Source organism: Streptomyces sp. NPDC006335, assembly GCF_040612795.1.
Lineage (GTDB): Bacteria > Actinomycetota > Actinomycetes > Streptomycetales > Streptomycetaceae > Streptomyces.
Genome location: NZ_JBEXQX010000006.1, coordinates 175,402 through 191,637 on the forward strand (window position 1 = coordinate 175,402; position 16,236 = coordinate 191,637).

The window sequence follows — 16,236 nt, forward strand, 5'->3', positions numbered from 1 at the left end:
CCTCATGCCGCCGAAGGCAGGTGCCGCCGTGACGACGACCAGTCCCTCCGACGTCCGTCCCGATCCCCCGCACTCCTCCTCTCCCTCCCCCTCCGACGACCGGTCCCTCGCCGAGTTCGGCTACCCCCAGGAGCTGCACCGCAGCCTGGGCCGGTACGCGTCCTTCGCGGCGGGGTTCTCCTTCATCTCGGTCCTGACGACCGTCTTCCAGTTCTTCGCCTTCGGGTACGCGTTCGGCGGCCCCGTCTTCTTCTGGGCCTGGCCGGCGGTACTGGTCGGACAACTGCTGGTGGCGGCCTGCTTCGCGGAACTGGCGGCGCGCTACCCCCTCTCGGGCGCGATCTACCAGTGGTCGTCCCGCCTCTCCACCCCGGCCTTCGGCTGGTTCGCCGGCTGGATCATGGTGATCGGGCAGATCGTCGTGGTCGCCGCGGCCGCGCTGGCCCTGCAGATGGTGCTCCCGGCGATCTGGTCGGGCTTCCAGATCGTCGGCACCGACCCGTCGCCGGCCTCGGCGGACGGCGCGGCGAACGCGGCGGTCCTCGGCGTGATCCTTCTCGTCCTGACGACCCTGGTGAACGTCCTGGACAACCGCGTCATGTCCGTGATCAACCGGGTCGGCGTGACCGCCGAGATCATCGGCGCGGTGCTGATCATCGTGCTCCTGCTGACGCACTCCGAGCGCACGCCGAGCATCACCTTCCACACCGGGGGCGCCGCGCAGAGCGGCCTGTTCGGGGCACTGCTGGTGGGCTCGTTCACGGCGGCGTACGTGATGATCGGCTTCGACAGCGCGGGCGAGATGAGCGAGGAGACCCGCAACCCCCGGCGCACCGCGCCCCGCACGATCCTCACCGCGCTCGGCGCGGCCGGCGCGCTGGGCGGCCTGATCGTCCTGGGCGGTCTACTCGCCGCCCCCAGCCTCACCGACGGGCGCCTGTCGGTCGACGGCCTCAGCTACGTCCTCACCAGCAGCCTCGGCGACGGCGTCGGCAAGGCCCTGCTGGCCGATGTCGTGGTCGCGATCGCGGTGGCCACCCTCGCCATTCAGACGGCGGCCTGCCGCATGCTCTTCTCCATGGCCCGCGACGGCCAACTGCCCTTCGCGGGCCGCCTCGCGCGCGTGAACCCCCGCACGGGCATGCCCACCGCCCCCGCCCTGGCCGTCGGCATCCTGGCCGCCGCCCTGCTGCTCCTCAACTTCGCCTCACCGGAGGCGTTCCTGGCGATCGGCACGACCTGCATCGTGATGCTGTACCTGGCGTACGCGATGGTCACGGGTCCCTTGCTGATCCGCCGTGTGCGGGGCGAGTTCACCTCGTCGGGCACCGACGAGGAGGGCGCCCGCCTGTTCTCGCTGGGCCGCTGGGGCATCCCGGTCAACGCCCTGGCCCTCCTCTACGGCCTCCTCATGACCGTCAACCTGGCCTGGCCCCGGGCCGCGGTGTACGACCCGGCGGGCGGACACTGGTACTTCCAGTGGTTCACGGTGCTGTTCCTGGCGGCGACGCTGGCGGTGGGCGTGGCGTGGCGCGCGGTACGGAGGCGCGCGGCGGCGGGGTAGCGGGACGGGTCGGGCCGGGTCGGGTCGGGTACGACCGCGGCTGCCGTCGGTGGTCTCTAGTCGCCCCGCACGCGCGCGTGCAGATGCATGTCGTGCCAACCGTCCGGATGCAGAACCGCACTCCGCTTGGTCCCTTCCAGAAGGAAACCCGTCTTGGTCGCCACCCGACAGGACGCCTCGTTGCGGACGGCGTGCATGAGCTCGAGACGGTGGAAGCCGACGTCGTCGAGAGCCCAGCGCGCCAGGGTGGTCGTGGCGCGCGCCGCGACACCCCTCCCCCGGGCCTCCGGGGTCGTCCAGTACGCCATCTCGGCCTGTCCGTCGTCGAGATGGATCTCGCGCAGGGCCACCCGGCCGAGCAGGAGATCGGTGTCCGCGTCCACCACGGCCCACTGAGCGGTCTGCTCCTGGGTCCAGGCCTTGCGCCACTCCTCGATCCAGCCGCCGACCTCGTCCAGGGAGTCGGCGGCACGGGCGTGCCACTGGTGCATCACCGGGTCCTGGAAGGCGGCGTGCACCGCGGGAGCGTCCTCGGGCCGCCAGGGACGCAGGAGCAGCCCGTCACCGGTGGGGAGGGTGGGTTGGGCGGTGCCGGCGAGGGTGCCGGGTAGGAGCACCGGGTCGGTGAGGTACGGCATGACCCGCATCCTGCCAACGTCGCGAAGCGCATCCCAACGGGTTTTTCCGCTCACGGACGATGAGACGCGGGCCCTCTCGCCCCACCCTCGGGCGCCCGATGTCGTGGCCCCGACCGCCCGGGCCGATGTGCCGTCCCCGCGCCGAACTTGCTTCCCAACTGCCGCAAACGAGGGTGGTACCCGCGGCGCATCGACGGGCTGAAATGCGCGGCCGTGCATCCGGCGGCCAGGGGATCCGCTCCGTGCGCCGGGGCTGCGCCCCCTTTTCCCCGGCCGGAAATCGTCGCATGGTGCGAAGTGGTGGGCTGTCAGGGCGAATTGCGAGCATGAGCGGTGTCGCACCCGGGCCCGTGAGGGTGGTGGCCGAATGCCTGCGACGGTCGGCGGAGGGCCTCGGGGACATAGTGCGTGCGAGGCACGGTCGCGGTTTGTTGAGTCGTGTACCAGTGCGAATCCACCCGGGATGAGCGCCGGCCTCTTACCAACCGGGCTGTCCGAAATGTCGCCGGGAACAGCGAGCCGGCGGCCACCCGGCAGGCCTGTCGCAGCGGTCCCCCGCGGCGCCTCGCACCAGCGCCAACTCGCCCCGCACAGTTGACGAAACCCACGGTGGCACTGGAAGGTAGGGATGATCCACGACCTCGCCTCCGACAACGCTGTCGCGGCGGTGGTGGCCACCGATTCTCCGTACCGTCCGGCTGCCGCCGCGAAGACAACGGCCGCCGGGCGCGCAGTTGACGAGGCCGGGTTCGTGCACGAGTTCAGCCACGCTGCGGTCGCAGCGTATGGAACACAACGCGTAGTTCATGGACTTCGTCGGCTCCGCCACCCGGAGGGCATCATGAATGGCTCTGCTCCAGGCGAGTCGCCCGAGCCGTTCCACTGATCGGGCACGCACACCTCGCTCGGCGCACGTCACCCTGGCCGTGACCCGCGCCCCCTCGCGTCCCGTATACCCCCGGAACGCCTGACGATTCCGTGTTCTACCCAAGCCGAAGGACCTGAGAAGGACTGGCCGTTCCAGGTCTTGAATACGCGACGGGAGATCAGCACGATGAGTATTACCTCGTCCTCGATACCTTACGCGTGGCGGGAAAATCCGAGCGTCGACCTGCTGCGCCGCGACGGCGACGCGTGGACGTACAGCATGGAGCTCCTGCCCGTCTCAGCCACTCCGGACGAGTGGTCGGCCATTCGACTCCCCGAATGTGCCGCATGGTGCTATCCAGCCGCGCCGAGGGACGAGTTGTTCCTGATGTACCACGTGTACGCGTGGATGTTCGCTCTGGACCTGCTGTTCGTGCGGACGTTCAAGGCCGACCGCGACCTCGCCGGAGCACGCGCCATGGTCGACCGGCTTCCTCTGTTCATGCCACTGGACGGCACCGCCCGCGCGATGCCCGAGCCGGAGAACCCCATCGAGAGGTCCCTCGCCGACATCTGGCTGCGGCTGGCCCCGACCCGCTCCACCGCGTGGAAACGCGACATGCTGAAAGCCCAGATGGAATATGCCGACGGGCAGTGCTGGGAGCTGGAGTGCATCCGAAACGGCCGGATCCCCGATCCGGCCGAGTACCTCGTACGCCGTCGCGGCTCGTACGGGGGCCCCGTCGGGGTCTGCCTCGCCGAGCACGTGGCAGGTGCGGAGGTTCCGGTGCGCGTGCGCCGCTCACGGCCGTTCCGTGCGCTGATGGACGCTTGGACGGACATCCAGGCGCTCCACAACGACATCCGCTCGTATCGCCGCGAGGTCGAGGACGAGGACGAGACATGCAACTCCGTCCTGGTGTTCGCGAGGTTCCTGGAGCTCACCATCGACCAGGCCGCGGCCTCGGTCACGCGGCTGCGCGCGGCCAGGTTGTCGGAATACGAACACTTGGAAACCACTCAGCTCCCCGAGCTCTGCGACCAGCTTCGGCTGGACAGCGAGGACCGCGCGCAGGTGTACGCCGTCATGAAGGCCCTGCGGGACCACCTCACCGGCTTCCACGTGTGGCAGGACAGCGCCACGCGGTATCAGACTCCGGCCCCGGGCCAAGGCCCCTCGAAGAGGCTTGGATATTGACAGGCCGCTTCCGTCACCGCTCCGGTGGCACACCCCTGCCGGCTCGCGGCTCGCCGCCGCTGTCGGTACCACCTCGTACGCTTGATCGTGATGAGACGCCGTACCCCGCCCCCGCCCTCTCCCCTGCCGCAGCGCGACGGGGTCGATCCGGTGCGGGTGCGGCTGCCGCCCGGCGACACCTGGGCGACCGTGCGGGATCATCTCGTGGCTCGGCTCGCGGCCGGGGCCGAGGTCATCGACGGGATGCTGGAGACGGGGCAGATCGTGGACGCCACCGGACGTCCGGTGACACGTGACTCGGCGTACGTGCCGGGGACGTCCGTGTGGTTCCACCGGGAACTGCCCGACGAGGAGCGGGTGCCGTTCCCGATCGACATCGTCTACCGGGACGAACACCTGGTGGTGGCCGACAAACCGCACTTCCTCGCCACCACCCCGCGCGGCAGCCATGTCGCCGAGACGGCCCTGGCACGGCTGCGCCGGGAGCTGGCCATCCCCACGCTCGGCGCCGCACACCGGCTGGACCGGCTGACGGCCGGCCTGGTGATGTTCACCGTGCGCCCCGAGGAACGTGGCGCCTATCAGTCGCTGTTCCGGGACAAGCGGGTGGCCAAGGAGTACGAAGCCGTGGCCCCGTACGACCCGGCCCTGCCCCTGCCCAACACCGTGCGCAGCCGCATCGTCAAGGAGCGTGGGGTCCTGGCGGCTCGGGAAGTCGAGGGGGAGCCGAACGCCGTCAGCCGGATCGAGTTGCTGGAGCACCGGGGCGAGCGTGCCCGGTACCGGCTGACGCCGCATACCGGGCAGACGCACCAGCTCAGGGTGCATATGAGCGCTTTGGGCGTGCCCATCCTCGGAGACCCCCTCTATCCGGTGGTCACCTCCCCCGTGGCACCCGGCGACTTCCGGCGTCCGCTGCAACTGCTGGCGCGTGTACTGGAGTTCACCGATCCGGTCACGGGACGCGAGCACCGGTTCGTCAGCCCGCGCGTGCTGCGGGCCTGGTCGTCCTACGAGGAGTGGGCGGCCGGATAACCCCGGTGGCCCAGGCTCACTCGCCACGCCACCAGCGCAGGAGACGTTGGAACGCACCGAGCCGTACGACGGGTTCGGGCACCGGAACCGGAGCGGCGGGCGCCGGAGCCGTCGGCTCCGGCTGCGGCATGCTGACCTGCCAGTCGGTGCGGCGCTGGGACGGAACCGGGTGCGCGGGGCGGGCCATGACGTCCTGCTGGGGCTTGGGCGCGAACTTCACCGGCAGCGCCACCAGATGCCGGTTGGAGATGGTCTCCTCCCACTCCAGCTCGTCCTCGTCGCAGGCGAGTTCGGCGTCGGGAAGCCGGGTCAGCAGCGCGTCGACGCCGACATCCGCGATGGCACGGCCGATGTCCTGGCCCGGGCACTCGTGCGGACCTCCGCTGAACGCGAGGTGGGAACGGTTGCCATGCATATGGGCCTTGGTGTCGGGACGGACACGCGGATCGACGTTACCCGGAGCGATGCCCAGGATCAGGCCGTCGCCCTTTCGAATGCGCTGCCCGCCCAACTCGGCGTCCTGCTTGGCGAAGTAACCCAAAATGGTACTGAACGGCGGTTCGTCCCACATGGACTGCTCCACCGCTTGCGGCACCGTCATCTGTCCGCCGTTCAACTGGGCACGGAACCGCGGGTCGGTGAGTACCACCCTCAGTACGTTGGCCAGCAGGTTGGCGGTGCTCTCGTACGCGATGATCAGGACGAGTCGCAGGTGCTGGCTGACCTCCTGATCGGTGAGCCGCGCCGGGTGGTTGATGAGGTGGCTGGTGAAGTCGTCCTCGGGTTCGGCCCGGCGGCGAGCGGTGAGCCGCATCAGGACGTCCATGATGTACTCGTTGCTTGCGATGGCTGTCTCGGTGCCCTTGGGCAGGTCGCGGGCGGCTTCGACGATCCGGTCGTTGTACTCGTCGGGCATGCCGAGGATCTCGCACATCACCATCATTGGCAGGCGCTCGGCGAACTGGCTGACCAGATCGGCGCTGCCCCGCTCACAGAACTTGTTGACGAGGTGCTGGGTCGCGCGGTTGATGTGGCGGCGAACACCACGGTGGTCGATGGTCGAGATGGCGCCGTTGACCGCGCCACGGAGCCTCAGGTGCTCGTCGCCCTCGGCGTGACAGCACAGCGGCTGCCAGGCGAGGTGCGGCATGAGCGGGTGGTCCGGCTTGACGGTGCCGTCCTGCATGGGGCCCCACAACCGGGTGTCACGGCTGAAGTGCGAGGGGGTGCGCACCATGTGCATGTTCTCGCTGTGGCCGAGTACCACCCAGATCGGCACGTCATCGTGCACCAGCGCTGGGGCCACGGTTCCGTGCTCGGTGCGGAGTTCCTCGTACACGGCCTCCAGGTCCTCCGCCCCGGGACCGTACAGCCGACGCAGTCCTCCGGGGCCGATGCCGTGCGCGGGGCAGCCGGGCGGGGGGCCCGCGGGGTCGTACGTACCGGCCGGGGTAAAGGGTTCAGGCGTCACGATGGTCGCTCCGGAGCTGAGGTCGATCTGGTCTGAGGGAAGTCATGGGCTGCCCCGGCCCGAGGGGTTCGGATGAGGCCGGGAGCGTGGGAGAGGGTCGTGCGGCGTACGGCTCTGCCAGGTCTCGCCTCACACAGGCGCCTTCTCCACCGCCAGCGAATGAAGGAACCGCATCAAGGTCATCAGCACGTCCCGGCTGGACGCCCGCCGGCGCGCGTCGCACTCGATGATGGGGATGTCCTCGCTGAGGTCGAGCGCGGTGCGGAGGTCCTCGATGGCGTGGCGGGGGCCGTCGGGGAAGGTGTTGACGGCGACGACGAAGGGCACGCCCCGTTCCTCCAGGCGGTCCATGACGTCGAAGCTGACTTCGAGGCGTCGGGTGTCCACCAGGACCACCGCGCCGAGTGCGCCTTCGAACAGGCCGTTCCACAGGAACCAGAAGCGCTCCTGGCCTGGGGTGCCGAAGAGGTACAGCACCAGTTGCTCGGTGATGCTGATGCGGCCGAAGTCCATGGCCACGGTGGTGGCCGTCTTGGTCTCGGAGCCGTAGTTGTCGTCGACCCCGATGCCGGCCTGGGTCATGGTCTCCTCGGTGGTCAGCGGTTTGATCTCGCTGACCGAGCCGACCATGGTCGTCTTGCCGACGCCGAAGCCGCCGACGATGACGATCTTGACCGCGGCTTCGGCGGTCTGGGGCAGGTGGTCCTCTGTTCGCGGACCGGGGATGGTGTCAGAGCCTTTGAAGTCCATGCATCACCGCTTCGAGGAGGGAACGGTCGGCCAGCGCCTGGCGGATCACAGGGGCGCGCGCCGTCACCAGTTCGGCCGTCAGCAGCTCGGTGAGCAGGACGGTCACCACGCTGAACGGCAGGCTGAGATAGGCGGACAGCTCGGCCACGGACAGGGGGGCCGTGCAGAGCCTGAGCAGCGCCGCCTGTTCGGGCGTGGCGGAGGGCGGTGGGTCGGCGTGCGCCACGATTAAGGTGACCAGGTCGAGTTCCGAGCGCTCGGTCCCGTCGGGGCCGGTGATGACGTACAGCCGCTCGGGGTTCTTCTTCGGTCCCTCGGGTGGGTCCTGGCCCTCCTGCGGGGGCTGCGGGGCCTGCGGGGTCGGTTCCTGACTGGCCTTGGGGAATCGCCGTCGGCGTTGTGGAGGAGTCATACGGTCTGCCCGTTGCGGCGGGGCGGACTCGTCAGGTGCGCGCCGATGCGGACGACCAGGTCGCTCATGCGAGCGCTCATGTGGCCGGGTTCGGTGATGATGTCGGAGAGCACCGCGAGATAGGCGTTGGGGCCGGCGGCCATCAGGTAGAAGTAGCCCCCGTGGATCTCGATGAGGACCATCTTCATCTTGCCGTCGCTGCCGGGGATCTCCCCGGCCACGGCGCCCGCCAGGCTCTGCAGGCCCGCGCAGGCGGCGGCGACGCGGTCGGCGGTGTCCGGGTCGCCGCCGTGCCGTGCGATGCGCAGGCCGTCGGCGGAGAGCACCACGATCATCTGGATGCCCGGTACGCCTTTGGCGAGGTCCTGGAGCATCCAGTCGAAGTTGCCTCGCTGCTGGATCACTTGAGGTTCCCCTCGTCTTCGGCCTCGGTACGGGCCGGTTCGTCGGTCGGCTGGGTGACTGCGGAAGAGGTGGGGCGCTTGAGGCCGTCCATGAACGCCTGGACCCACAGGCCCGGCGGGGTGTCGTCCGGCTTCGGCCCGGGCTCGGGTTCGCGCCGGGCCGTCGACCAGATGGTCGGGCGGCCTTCCCGCTCGGCGCGTTCGATCTCGGCCTGCTCGGCGTAGCGCTGGGTGAGGGAGGTCTTGACCCGGCTGCGGCGCTGCGGCAGCCCGTTGGCCGTCCACTCGGTGACCTCGGGGACGTCGTCCTCCATGGAGACCGGGGTCGTGAACTTGGGGCTGGTGGGGCGGCGCTTCTTGATCGTGCGCTTGGGGCCGGGCAGGGCGCCGAGTTCCGCCTTGGGCACGGCGGTGGCGCCGATGCCGTGGGCGAGTCCGACGCCGGGCTCGTCGGTGAGCATGTCGCTGGGCACGACGAGGATCGCGCGGACGCCGCCGTACGCGGAGGCACGCAGGGAGACCTGCATGTCGTACGCCTGGCAGAGCCGGCCCACGACGGCGAGGCCGAGGCGCGGAGACTCGCCCAGGTCCTGGAAGTCCACGCCGGCCTTGGCCCGCTCCAGCATGCCCTCGGCCCGCAGCCGGGCCTCCTCGCTGAGGCTGACGCCGGCGTCCTCGATCTCGATGCAGACGCCGGTCTGCACCTCGGTGGCGGTGACGTGCACCTTGCTCTGGGGCGGCGAGTACCGCGTGGCGTTGTCGAGGAGCTCGGCCGCGGCGTGGATGACCGGCTCGACGGCGGTGCCCTTGACGTTGACCTTGGCGATCGAGGAGAGGTCGATGCGCCGGTACTCCAGGATCCGGGACATGGCGCCGCGCAGCACGCTGTACAGCGCGACGGGCTCGGGCCACTGGCGGCCGGGGCGGCCGCCGCCGAGGACGGAGATGGAGTCGGCGAGCCGGCCGATCAGCGCGGTGCCGTGGTCGATGCGCAGGAGGTCGTCGAAGACCTCGGGGTTGCGGCCGTGGTCCTCCTCCATCTCCCGCAGTTCGTTGGCCTGCTGGTGGACGATGGCCTGCACGCGCCGGGCGATGTTCACGAAGGAGCGCTGCGCGGCGTCACGCATGATCTCCTCGGTGTCGACGATGGTGAGCACCGTCTTGAGCAGCCGGATCTGCGGCTCGGGCAGGTTCGCCCACGCGGGGTCGAACTCACCGAGTCGGCGAATCACCTCTCCGGGGGAACTTCCGCGGCGCAGCCAGTCCAGCGCGGCGGGGGCGATCTCCTTGGCGAACCGGATCATGTCCCGGTCGTGGTCGGCGATGCGCTGCTGGAGATGAGCCGTGTGACGGATGTGCTCGAGTCGCTGCTCACGCAGTTCACGACCGCGCCGGACGGCTTCGGCCGCCACCGCGATCACCAGCAGCGTGGCGACGGCACCGCACCAGCCGACCGCGGCCCTGGCGGGCTGCTGCACCAACGCGACACCGGTCCCGGTCACCGCGGCCATGACTATGGCGGGGAGCAACAGCACGCGCGCATACGGCAGTTCACGGCGTCCTGGGGGGGATTGAACACTCACCATGTGGGCCCTCTGAGACGTATCGACGGGGAGTCGCACATATAGGGAACAAGCGCACGAATACACATCAACTCGGTGCGCTGCGGGCGAGCTTAGTCCGACCGGATCATCGCCGTGTCATATTCAGCAAGCGCCTGAAACGGGCATTGCGACTGGAGTACCCTCAGCCCATTTACACGCTCCGACACCACTCGAACACGCCGAGTCATGGCGTACGGGCATACGAAACCCGCTCACCGTGGCGAGTGAAGATCAGCTTCCGGCCGGGTGCCGGACCGGGATCCCGGCGATGCGCAGGGCCGCGTCCGCCGCGGCCTCCGCGAAGACGGAGGCGGGCCGCTCGGGGTCGGAGCGGTGGACGAGAATCACGCCCTCGATCAGGCCGAACAGCAGATCGGTACGGAGTTCGAGCTCACTCTTGGCCAGCGCGCCGCCCGCGGCCGTCGCGGCCAGCAACTGCCGGTAGGCGTCCTTGAGTTCGGCCCGCACGGCATGGAAGCCGGCGAACCGCTCGGTGCGCACCTCGGGGAGCAGATAGAGCCCGCCGAGGTTGTGCGGACCGTCGCACAGCACCTCGACGTCCGCGCGGCACAGCTCCCACAGGCGGCTCTCCGCCGGAACCGTGTCGTCCGCCAGCAGCTCACGGGCGTACGCCAGCGAGGGCGTGACGGTGGACTCCAGGAGCTCGGCGAGGAGCTCCTCCTTGCCGGAGACGTAGTGGTACATGGACGCCTGCCGCATGCCCGCGCGCTCGGCGACGGCCCGGGTGCTGGTGGCGGCATAACCCAGGGTGGTGAACAACTCGGCCGCGGCGACGAGGAGTTCCTCGCGCGGCGCCAGCCCGCTGTCCGGCCGCCGTGCCGCCCGCGGCCTGCCGACCCGCCGCCCGGACTCCGCCGCCCCACCTGTCGTACCCATGCGTTCGATCCTCGCACACGGGGCCCGAGCACCCGGTGCGCGCGGGCGAGTGGTGGGGGCTGATCGCGCAGTTCCCTGCGCCCCTGGGGGTTGCGGCGTGCCGGGGTGCGGTGGTGGCTCGGGGGTGCCTTCGCGGGCCCGCACTCGACGACGCCCCCCACCCACACCCAAGAACGGTGAGCCCCCGGTAACCCCACCGCAACACCCGAGCAATCCTCCCGACCTACCCCGCCCCTAATTTCTGTCAAGCGACAGAAACACCCCCGGAGCCGGAGGTCCGCCATGGCCACAGAGACCACATACGGAGCCCGAGACCACGCCCGTGCCCAGGAGGGCACCCGCGCCGAGGCCATGCCCGTAGTCCCGGCCGGCGACTGGCCGGACCCGCCCTCCGCGGCGGGCCGCCTCGTGTGGGCGGAGACCGTAGCGGGCGGCAACTACACCCACCGCGTCCTCGCCCGCGGCACCGAACTCCGTCTCACCGACCTCCACGGGGACGCCTGCGCCCACCTCCTGCTGTACGCGGAGGGCCGCCCCTGGGAGCGTCTGAACGTCGCCGACACGGTCAAGGTGCAGTGGAACGCCTACCTCGGCGAGGGCCAACTGCTCCTGTCCGACCAGGGCCGCGTCCTCGCGAGCGTCGTCGGCGACACCTCCGGCCGCCATGACGCCCTGTGCGGGACCTCCACCCTGGCCCGCAACACCGGGCGCTACGGCGACGGCACCCCCCAGAGCCCCTCCCCCGCCGGCCGTGAGCTCTTCAAGCTGGCGGCCGCGAAGAACGGCCTCGAACCCCGCGATCTCCCGCCCTCCCTCTCCTTCTTCCAGGGCGTACGGATCCGCGAGGACGGCACCCTCGACTTCACCGGCTCGGCGGGCCCCGGCGCCGCCGTCACCCTCCGCGCCGAGCAGGACGTGACCGTGCTGATCGCGAACGTCCCCCATCCTGCGGACCCACGCCCCGCGTACGTCAGCACCCCGCTCGAAGTGCTCGCCTGGCGCGCCGAACCCACCCGCGCCGGCGACCCCCTCTGGGACGCCACCCCCGAAGGCCGCCGCGCCTTCCTCAACACCGCCGAATTCCTCGCCTCCAAGGGACGCGCATACAGCTCCGAGGGACGCGCATACAGCTCGAAGGGACGCGCATGAAGACCGTGGTTCCGGCCCGCGCCGCCTGGTCCTCCGTAATCCGCGAGGGCGAGACGCTCACCATCACCGACCTGCACGGCAACCAGGCCGTCGACTTCCTCGTCTACGACGCCCACGACACCTCGGTCCGCTACAGCGCCCCCGACACCATCCAGGCGCAGGGCGGCATCTTCCTCACCACGGGCAGCGTGCTCATGTCCAACGAGCACACCCCGCTGATGACGGTCACCGCCGACGACGTGGGCCGCCACGACACGGTCGGCGGCGCCTGCTCCAAGGAGTCGAACACCCTGCGCTACGGCCACCACACCTGGTCGCAGCACGCGTGCGTGGACAACTTCCTCGCCGAGGGCTCGAAGTACGGCCTCGGCAAGCGCGACCTCGTCTCCAACATCAACTGGTACATGAACGTCCCGGTCGAGAAGGACGGCACCCTCGGCATCGTCGACGGCATCTCCGCACCGGGCCTCTCCCTGACCCTGCGCGCGGAACGGGACGTCCTCGTCCTGGTCTCCAACTGCCCCCAGATCAACAACCCTTGCAACGGCTTCGACCCGACGCCGGTGCGGATGACGATCGCTGCCGCGGAGAGCGCCGACGGCCTCGCGCAGACCACGAACGGCGCCGCCGCATGACCTTCGACACCCTCCTCATCGCCAACCGGGGCGAGATAGCCGTCCGGATCATCCGCACGGCCCGCGAGCTGGGCCTGCGCACCGTCGCGGTGTACTCCGACGCCGACCGGGCCGCACCCCACGTCCGGCTCGCCGACCAGGCCGTACGCCTCGGCCCCGCGCCCGCGAAGGAGTCGTACCTCGACGCCGACCTGGTGCTGAAGGCGGCCAAGGACTCGGGCGCGGGCGCGATCCACCCCGGTTACGGTTTCCTGTCCGAGGACGCCGTCTTCGCCCGCCGCTGCGAGGAGGCGGGGATCGTGTTCGTGGGCCCCACGCCCGAGCAGTTGGACCTGTTCGGCGCGAAGCACACGGCACGGGCCGCGGCGGAGGCGGCCGGAGTGCCGCTGGCGCCGGGGACGGGCCTGCTGCCCTCACTCGACGAAGCCCTCGCCGCGGCCGGAGCCATCGGCTACCCCGTCATGCTCAAGGCCACCGGCGGTGGCGGCGGCATCGGCATGTCCGCCTGCCGCTCCGCCGACGAACTGACCGACGCCTGGGACCGGGTGCAGCGTGTGGCCGCCGCCTCCTTCTCCTCCGCCGGCGTCTTCCTGGAACGGCTCGTCGAGCACGCCCGCCACGTCGAGGTGCAGGTCTTCGGCGACGGCGAGGGCGAAGTCGTCACCTTCGGCGACCGCGACTGCTCCCTCCAGCGCCGCAACCAGAAGGTCCTGGAGGAGGCCCCGGCCCCCGGTCTCCCCGCACACGTCCGCGCGCAACTCACGAAGAGCGCCCGCGACTTGTGCGCCTCGGTCGACTACCGCTCCGCGGGCACCGTCGAGTTCGTCTACGACGCCGCCCGTGAGGAGGCCTACTTCCTGGAGGTCAACACCCGTCTCCAGGTGGAGCATCCGGTCACCGAGGAGATCTACGGCGTCGACCTGGTCGCCTGGATGCTCCGGCTGGCCCGGGGCGAGCGGGACGTCGTACGCGAACCGGGTTCCCCGCGCGGCCACGCCGTCGAGGCTCGCGTGTACGCCGAGGACCCCTCCCGCGAACACCGGCCCAGCGCGGGCCTGTTGACCCGGGTCGAGTTCCCCCCGGGGGTCCGTGTCGACGGCTGGGTGGAGACCGGCACCGAGGTGACGACGTCGTACGACCCGATGCTCGCGAAGATCATCGCGTACGGCCCGGACCGCGCCCACGCGCTCCAGCGGCTGGACGAGGCCCTGACACGCACCCGTGTCGACGGCATCGAGACCAACCTGGGCCTGGTCCGCGCGGCGCTGACGGACTCCGGTTTCAGGACGGCCACCCACTCCACGACGACCCTCTCCGGGATCCAGGACCCCACCCCGCGCATCGAGGTCGTGGCCGCGGGCACCCTCACCACGGTCCAGGACTGGCCGGGCCGCACCGGCTACTGGCAGGTCGGCGTTCCGCCGAGCGGTCCGATGGACGACCGTTCCTTCCGGCTCGGCAACCGGGCGCTGGGCAACCCGGAAGGCGCCCCCGGCCTCGAATGCACCTTGCAGGGACCGTCGTTGAGGTTCACCCACACCACGACCGTCTGTGTGACGGGCGCCCCGGCCCCGGTCACCGTCGACGGCACACCGGTCGGCACGTGGGAGCCGGTGACCGTGCCCGCGGGCGGAGTCCTGGAGGTCGGCGCCCCCGCCGAACACGGGCTGCGCACCTACGTCCTGTTCGCTGGGGGCCTCGACGTCCCGGCCTTCCTCGGGAGCGCGAGCACCTTCACGCTGGGCCGCTTCGGCGGCCACGGCGGACGGGCACTGCGGACGGGCGACGTACTGCACGGAGGGCGCCCGCACGAGGGGACGCCGATCACGCCGACACCGGTCGACGACCGCCCCTGCTTCACCTCCACCTGGCACATCGCCGCCGCCGAAGGCCCGCACGCCGCCCCGGAGTTCTTCACCGAGGACGACATCCACGACTTCTACGCCGCCGAGTGGAAGGTCCACTTCAACTCGGCCCGCACCGGAGTCCGCCTGATCGGACCCAAGCCCCGCTGGGCCCGCGCCGACGGCGGCGAGGCCGGCCTGCACCCGTCCAACATCCACGACACCCCGTACTCGGTCGGCGCGGTCGACTACACCGGCGACATGCCGGTGCTGCTGGGACCGGACGGGCCCTCCCTCGGCGGGTTCGTGTGCCCGGCGACCGTGATCAGCGCCGAGCGCTGGAAGCTGGGCCAGCTGCGCCCCGGCGACACGGTCCGCTTCGTGCCGGTGCACACCGACGGCTCGGCGCGCCCGGCGATCGTGGACGGCGGCATCCTCGCCCGCGACGGCGACGTGACGTACCGCCGCAGCGGCGACGACAACCTGCTGGTCGAGTTCGGCCCCATGCAGCTGGACCTGGCGCTGCGCATGCGCGTGCACGCGCTGATGGAAGCGGTCGGCGAACAGGGCCCGGACGGCATCACCGACCTCACCCCCGGCATCCGATCCCTCCAGATCCGGACCGACCCGAACCGCCTTCCCCAAGACGAACTCCTCGCCGCCGTACGGGAGATCACCGCGTCCCTCCCCCCGTCCGACGAGCTGGTCGTCCCCTCCCGCACGGTCCACCTCCCGCTCTCCTGGGACGACCCGGCCACCCGCGAGGCGATCGCCCGCTACATGGCGGGCGTCCGCGACGACGCCCCCTGGTGCCCGTGGAACATCGAGTTCATCCGCCGCGTCAACGGCCTGGACTCGGTGCACGACGTCTACCGCACGGTCTTCGACGCGGAGTACCTCGTCCTGGGCCTGGGCGACGTCTACTTGGGCGCCCCCGTGGCCACCCCCCTCGACCCGCGCCACCGCCTGGTGACCACCAAGTACAACCCGGCACGCACCTGGACGGCCGAGAACTCGGTCGGTATCGGCGGGGCGTACCTGTGCGTCTACGGCATGGAGGGCCCCGGCGGCTACCAGTTCGTGGGCCGTACGACCCAGGTGTGGTCGCCCTGGCAGCAGCGCGGCGCGTTCGAGCCGGGCTCGCCCTGGCTGCTGCGCTTCTTCGACCGCGTCAAGTGGTACCCGGTGGAGGCGGACGAACTCCTGGAGCTGCGCGCCGACATCACGTCCGGCCGCTTCGTGCCCCGCATCGAGGAGGGCACCTTCTCGCTCGCCGAGTACCAGGCGTTCCTCTCCGAACACGCCGAGTCCATAGCGGAGTTCAGGGCGACCCAGCAGACGGCCTTCTCCGCGGAGCGGGACGCGTGGGAGGCGGCGGGCGAGTTCGCGCGGGCCGAGTCCGTGTCCGCCCCGGCAGCCGACCCCGCCGACATCGCGGTCCCTCCGGGCGGCCGCCTGATCGAGGCCGAGTTCGCCGCGTCCGTGTGGCAGTTGAACGTCGAGCCGGGGGACGAGGTGACGGCCGGACAGCCGCTCCTCGCCCTGGAGGCGATGAAGATGGAGTCCAGGGTGCACGCGCCGACGGCCGGCGTGGTCGCGGAGATCCTGGCCAGGCCGGGCGACCAGGTGGAGGCGGGGACGGCCCTGCTCGTCCTGGCCCCGCCCGCACAGTGACCCTCGTCCCGGCCCCGCCCGCACAGTGACACTCGTCCCGGCCCCGCCCGCACAGTGACCCTCGTCCCGGCCCCGCCCGCACAGTGACCCTCGT

Annotated in this window: 13 protein-coding genes; 6 read left to right on the forward strand and 7 right to left on the reverse strand. The window is 70.8% G+C overall.

The window, feature by feature from the left end; all coding sequences use genetic code 11:
* Positions 1 to 28: 28 nt before the first annotated feature.
* Positions 29 to 1,564, forward strand: a complete 1,536-nt coding sequence (locus ABZ098_RS19460; protein WP_356592673.1) for an amino acid permease — start codon at positions 29 to 31, stop codon at positions 1,562 to 1,564.
* 56 nt (positions 1,565 to 1,620) lie between these two features.
* On the opposite strand, the gene ABZ098_RS19465 is transcribed toward ABZ098_RS19460, so the two are convergent.
* Positions 1,621 to 2,202, reverse strand: a complete 582-nt coding sequence (locus tag ABZ098_RS19465; RefSeq protein ID WP_356592675.1) for a GNAT family N-acetyltransferase — start codon at positions 2,200 to 2,202, stop codon at positions 1,621 to 1,623.
* Positions 2,203 to 3,256: 1,054 nt separating this feature from the next.
* Between ABZ098_RS19465 and ABZ098_RS19470 the strand changes: the two genes are divergently transcribed.
* Both ABZ098_RS19470 and ABZ098_RS19475 read left to right on the forward strand, forming a co-directional pair.
* Positions 3,257 to 4,267 carry a hypothetical protein gene (locus ABZ098_RS19470; protein WP_356592677.1) on the forward strand — a complete coding sequence of 337 codons (1,011 nt, stop codon included), beginning with the start codon at positions 3,257 to 3,259 and terminating at the stop codon, positions 4,265 to 4,267.
* 90 nt (positions 4,268 to 4,357) lie between these two features.
* A complete protein-coding gene (locus ABZ098_RS19475) occupies positions 4,358 to 5,302 on the forward strand; it encodes an RluA family pseudouridine synthase (protein WP_356592679.1) in 945 nt (314 codons plus the stop codon).
* A 16-nt stretch (positions 5,303 to 5,318) separates the two neighbouring features.
* Here ABZ098_RS19475 and ABZ098_RS19480 read toward each other — a convergent pair whose 3' ends face one another.
* The 6 genes from ABZ098_RS19480 to ABZ098_RS19505 form a co-directional block, all read right to left on the reverse strand.
* Positions 5,319 to 6,773 (reverse strand): cytochrome P450, encoded by a 1,455-nt coding sequence (locus ABZ098_RS19480; RefSeq protein WP_356592681.1) that lies wholly within the window; start codon positions 6,771 to 6,773, stop codon positions 5,319 to 5,321.
* A 129-nt stretch (positions 6,774 to 6,902) separates the two neighbouring features.
* A complete protein-coding gene (locus ABZ098_RS19485; RefSeq protein ID WP_356592683.1) occupies positions 6,903 to 7,523 on the reverse strand; it encodes an ATP/GTP-binding protein in 621 nt (206 codons plus the stop codon).
* Complete coding sequence (locus ABZ098_RS19490; protein ID WP_356592685.1) at positions 7,504 to 7,935, reverse strand: DUF742 domain-containing protein; 432 nt, start codon at positions 7,933 to 7,935, stop codon at positions 7,504 to 7,506. The genes ABZ098_RS19485 and ABZ098_RS19490 overlap by 20 nt, the downstream gene beginning before the upstream one ends.
* Positions 7,932 to 8,339 carry a roadblock/LC7 domain-containing protein gene (locus ABZ098_RS19495; RefSeq protein WP_007380839.1) on the reverse strand — a complete coding sequence of 136 codons (408 nt, stop codon included), beginning with the start codon at positions 8,337 to 8,339 and terminating at the stop codon, positions 7,932 to 7,934. Before ABZ098_RS19495 ends, ABZ098_RS19490 begins: the two co-directional genes overlap by 4 nt.
* Positions 8,336 to 9,925, reverse strand: coding sequence for an ATP-binding protein (locus tag ABZ098_RS19500; RefSeq protein ID WP_356592687.1), 1,590 nt, complete (start codon positions 9,923 to 9,925; stop codon positions 8,336 to 8,338). The genes ABZ098_RS19495 and ABZ098_RS19500 overlap by 4 nt, the downstream gene beginning before the upstream one ends.
* A gap of 249 nt (positions 9,926 to 10,174) precedes the next feature.
* On the reverse strand, positions 10,175 to 10,840 hold the full coding sequence (locus ABZ098_RS19505) for a TetR/AcrR family transcriptional regulator (protein WP_356592689.1): 666 nt from the start codon (positions 10,838 to 10,840) through the stop codon (positions 10,175 to 10,177).
* A gap of 282 nt (positions 10,841 to 11,122) precedes the next feature.
* On the opposite strand from ABZ098_RS19505, the gene ABZ098_RS19510 reads away from it, so the two are divergent.
* From ABZ098_RS19510 to ABZ098_RS19520, 3 genes are read left to right on the forward strand one after another with little or no spacing between them, the layout of a single operon-like run.
* Positions 11,123 to 11,989 carry an urea amidolyase associated protein UAAP1 gene (locus ABZ098_RS19510; RefSeq protein WP_356592691.1) on the forward strand — a complete coding sequence of 289 codons (867 nt, stop codon included), beginning with the start codon at positions 11,123 to 11,125 and terminating at the stop codon, positions 11,987 to 11,989.
* Positions 11,986 to 12,624 carry an urea amidolyase associated protein UAAP2 gene (locus ABZ098_RS19515; RefSeq protein ID WP_356592693.1) on the forward strand — a complete coding sequence of 213 codons (639 nt, stop codon included), beginning with the start codon at positions 11,986 to 11,988 and terminating at the stop codon, positions 12,622 to 12,624. Before ABZ098_RS19510 ends, ABZ098_RS19515 begins: the two co-directional genes overlap by 4 nt.
* A complete protein-coding gene (locus ABZ098_RS19520; protein WP_356592695.1) occupies positions 12,621 to 16,142 on the forward strand; it encodes a 5-oxoprolinase/urea amidolyase family protein in 3,522 nt (1,173 codons plus the stop codon). Before ABZ098_RS19515 ends, ABZ098_RS19520 begins: the two co-directional genes overlap by 4 nt.
* Positions 16,143 to 16,236: the final 94 nt, after the last annotated feature.

Bases quoted from the DNA above. Each gene is read 5' to 3' on its own strand.
- ABZ098_RS19465 (WP_356592675.1), bottom strand. From the start codon at position 2,202: ATGCCGTACCTCACCGACCCGGTGCTCCTACCCGGCACCCTCGCCGGC.
- ABZ098_RS19470 (WP_356592677.1), top strand. From the start codon at position 3,257: ATGAGTATTACCTCGTCCTCGATACCTTACGCGTGGCGGGAAAATCCG.
- ABZ098_RS19475 (WP_356592679.1), top strand. From the start codon at position 4,358: ATGAGACGCCGTACCCCGCCCCCGCCCTCTCCCCTGCCGCAGCGCGAC.
- ABZ098_RS19485 (WP_356592683.1), bottom strand. From the start codon at position 7,523: ATGGACTTCAAAGGCTCTGACACCATCCCCGGTCCGCGAACAGAGGAC.
- ABZ098_RS19490 (WP_356592685.1), bottom strand. From the start codon at position 7,935: ATGACTCCTCCACAACGCCGACGGCGATTCCCCAAGGCCAGTCAGGAA.
- ABZ098_RS19500 (WP_356592687.1), bottom strand. From the start codon at position 9,925: ATGGTGAGTGTTCAATCCCCCCCAGGACGCCGTGAACTGCCGTATGCG.
- ABZ098_RS19505 (WP_356592689.1), bottom strand. From the start codon at position 10,840: ATGGGTACGACAGGTGGGGCGGCGGAGTCCGGGCGGCGGGTCGGCAGG.
- ABZ098_RS19510 (WP_356592691.1), top strand. From the start codon at position 11,123: ATGGCCACAGAGACCACATACGGAGCCCGAGACCACGCCCGTGCCCAG.
- ABZ098_RS19515 (WP_356592693.1), top strand. From the start codon at position 11,986: ATGAAGACCGTGGTTCCGGCCCGCGCCGCCTGGTCCTCCGTAATCCGC.
- ABZ098_RS19520 (WP_356592695.1), top strand. From the start codon at position 12,621: ATGACCTTCGACACCCTCCTCATCGCCAACCGGGGCGAGATAGCCGTC.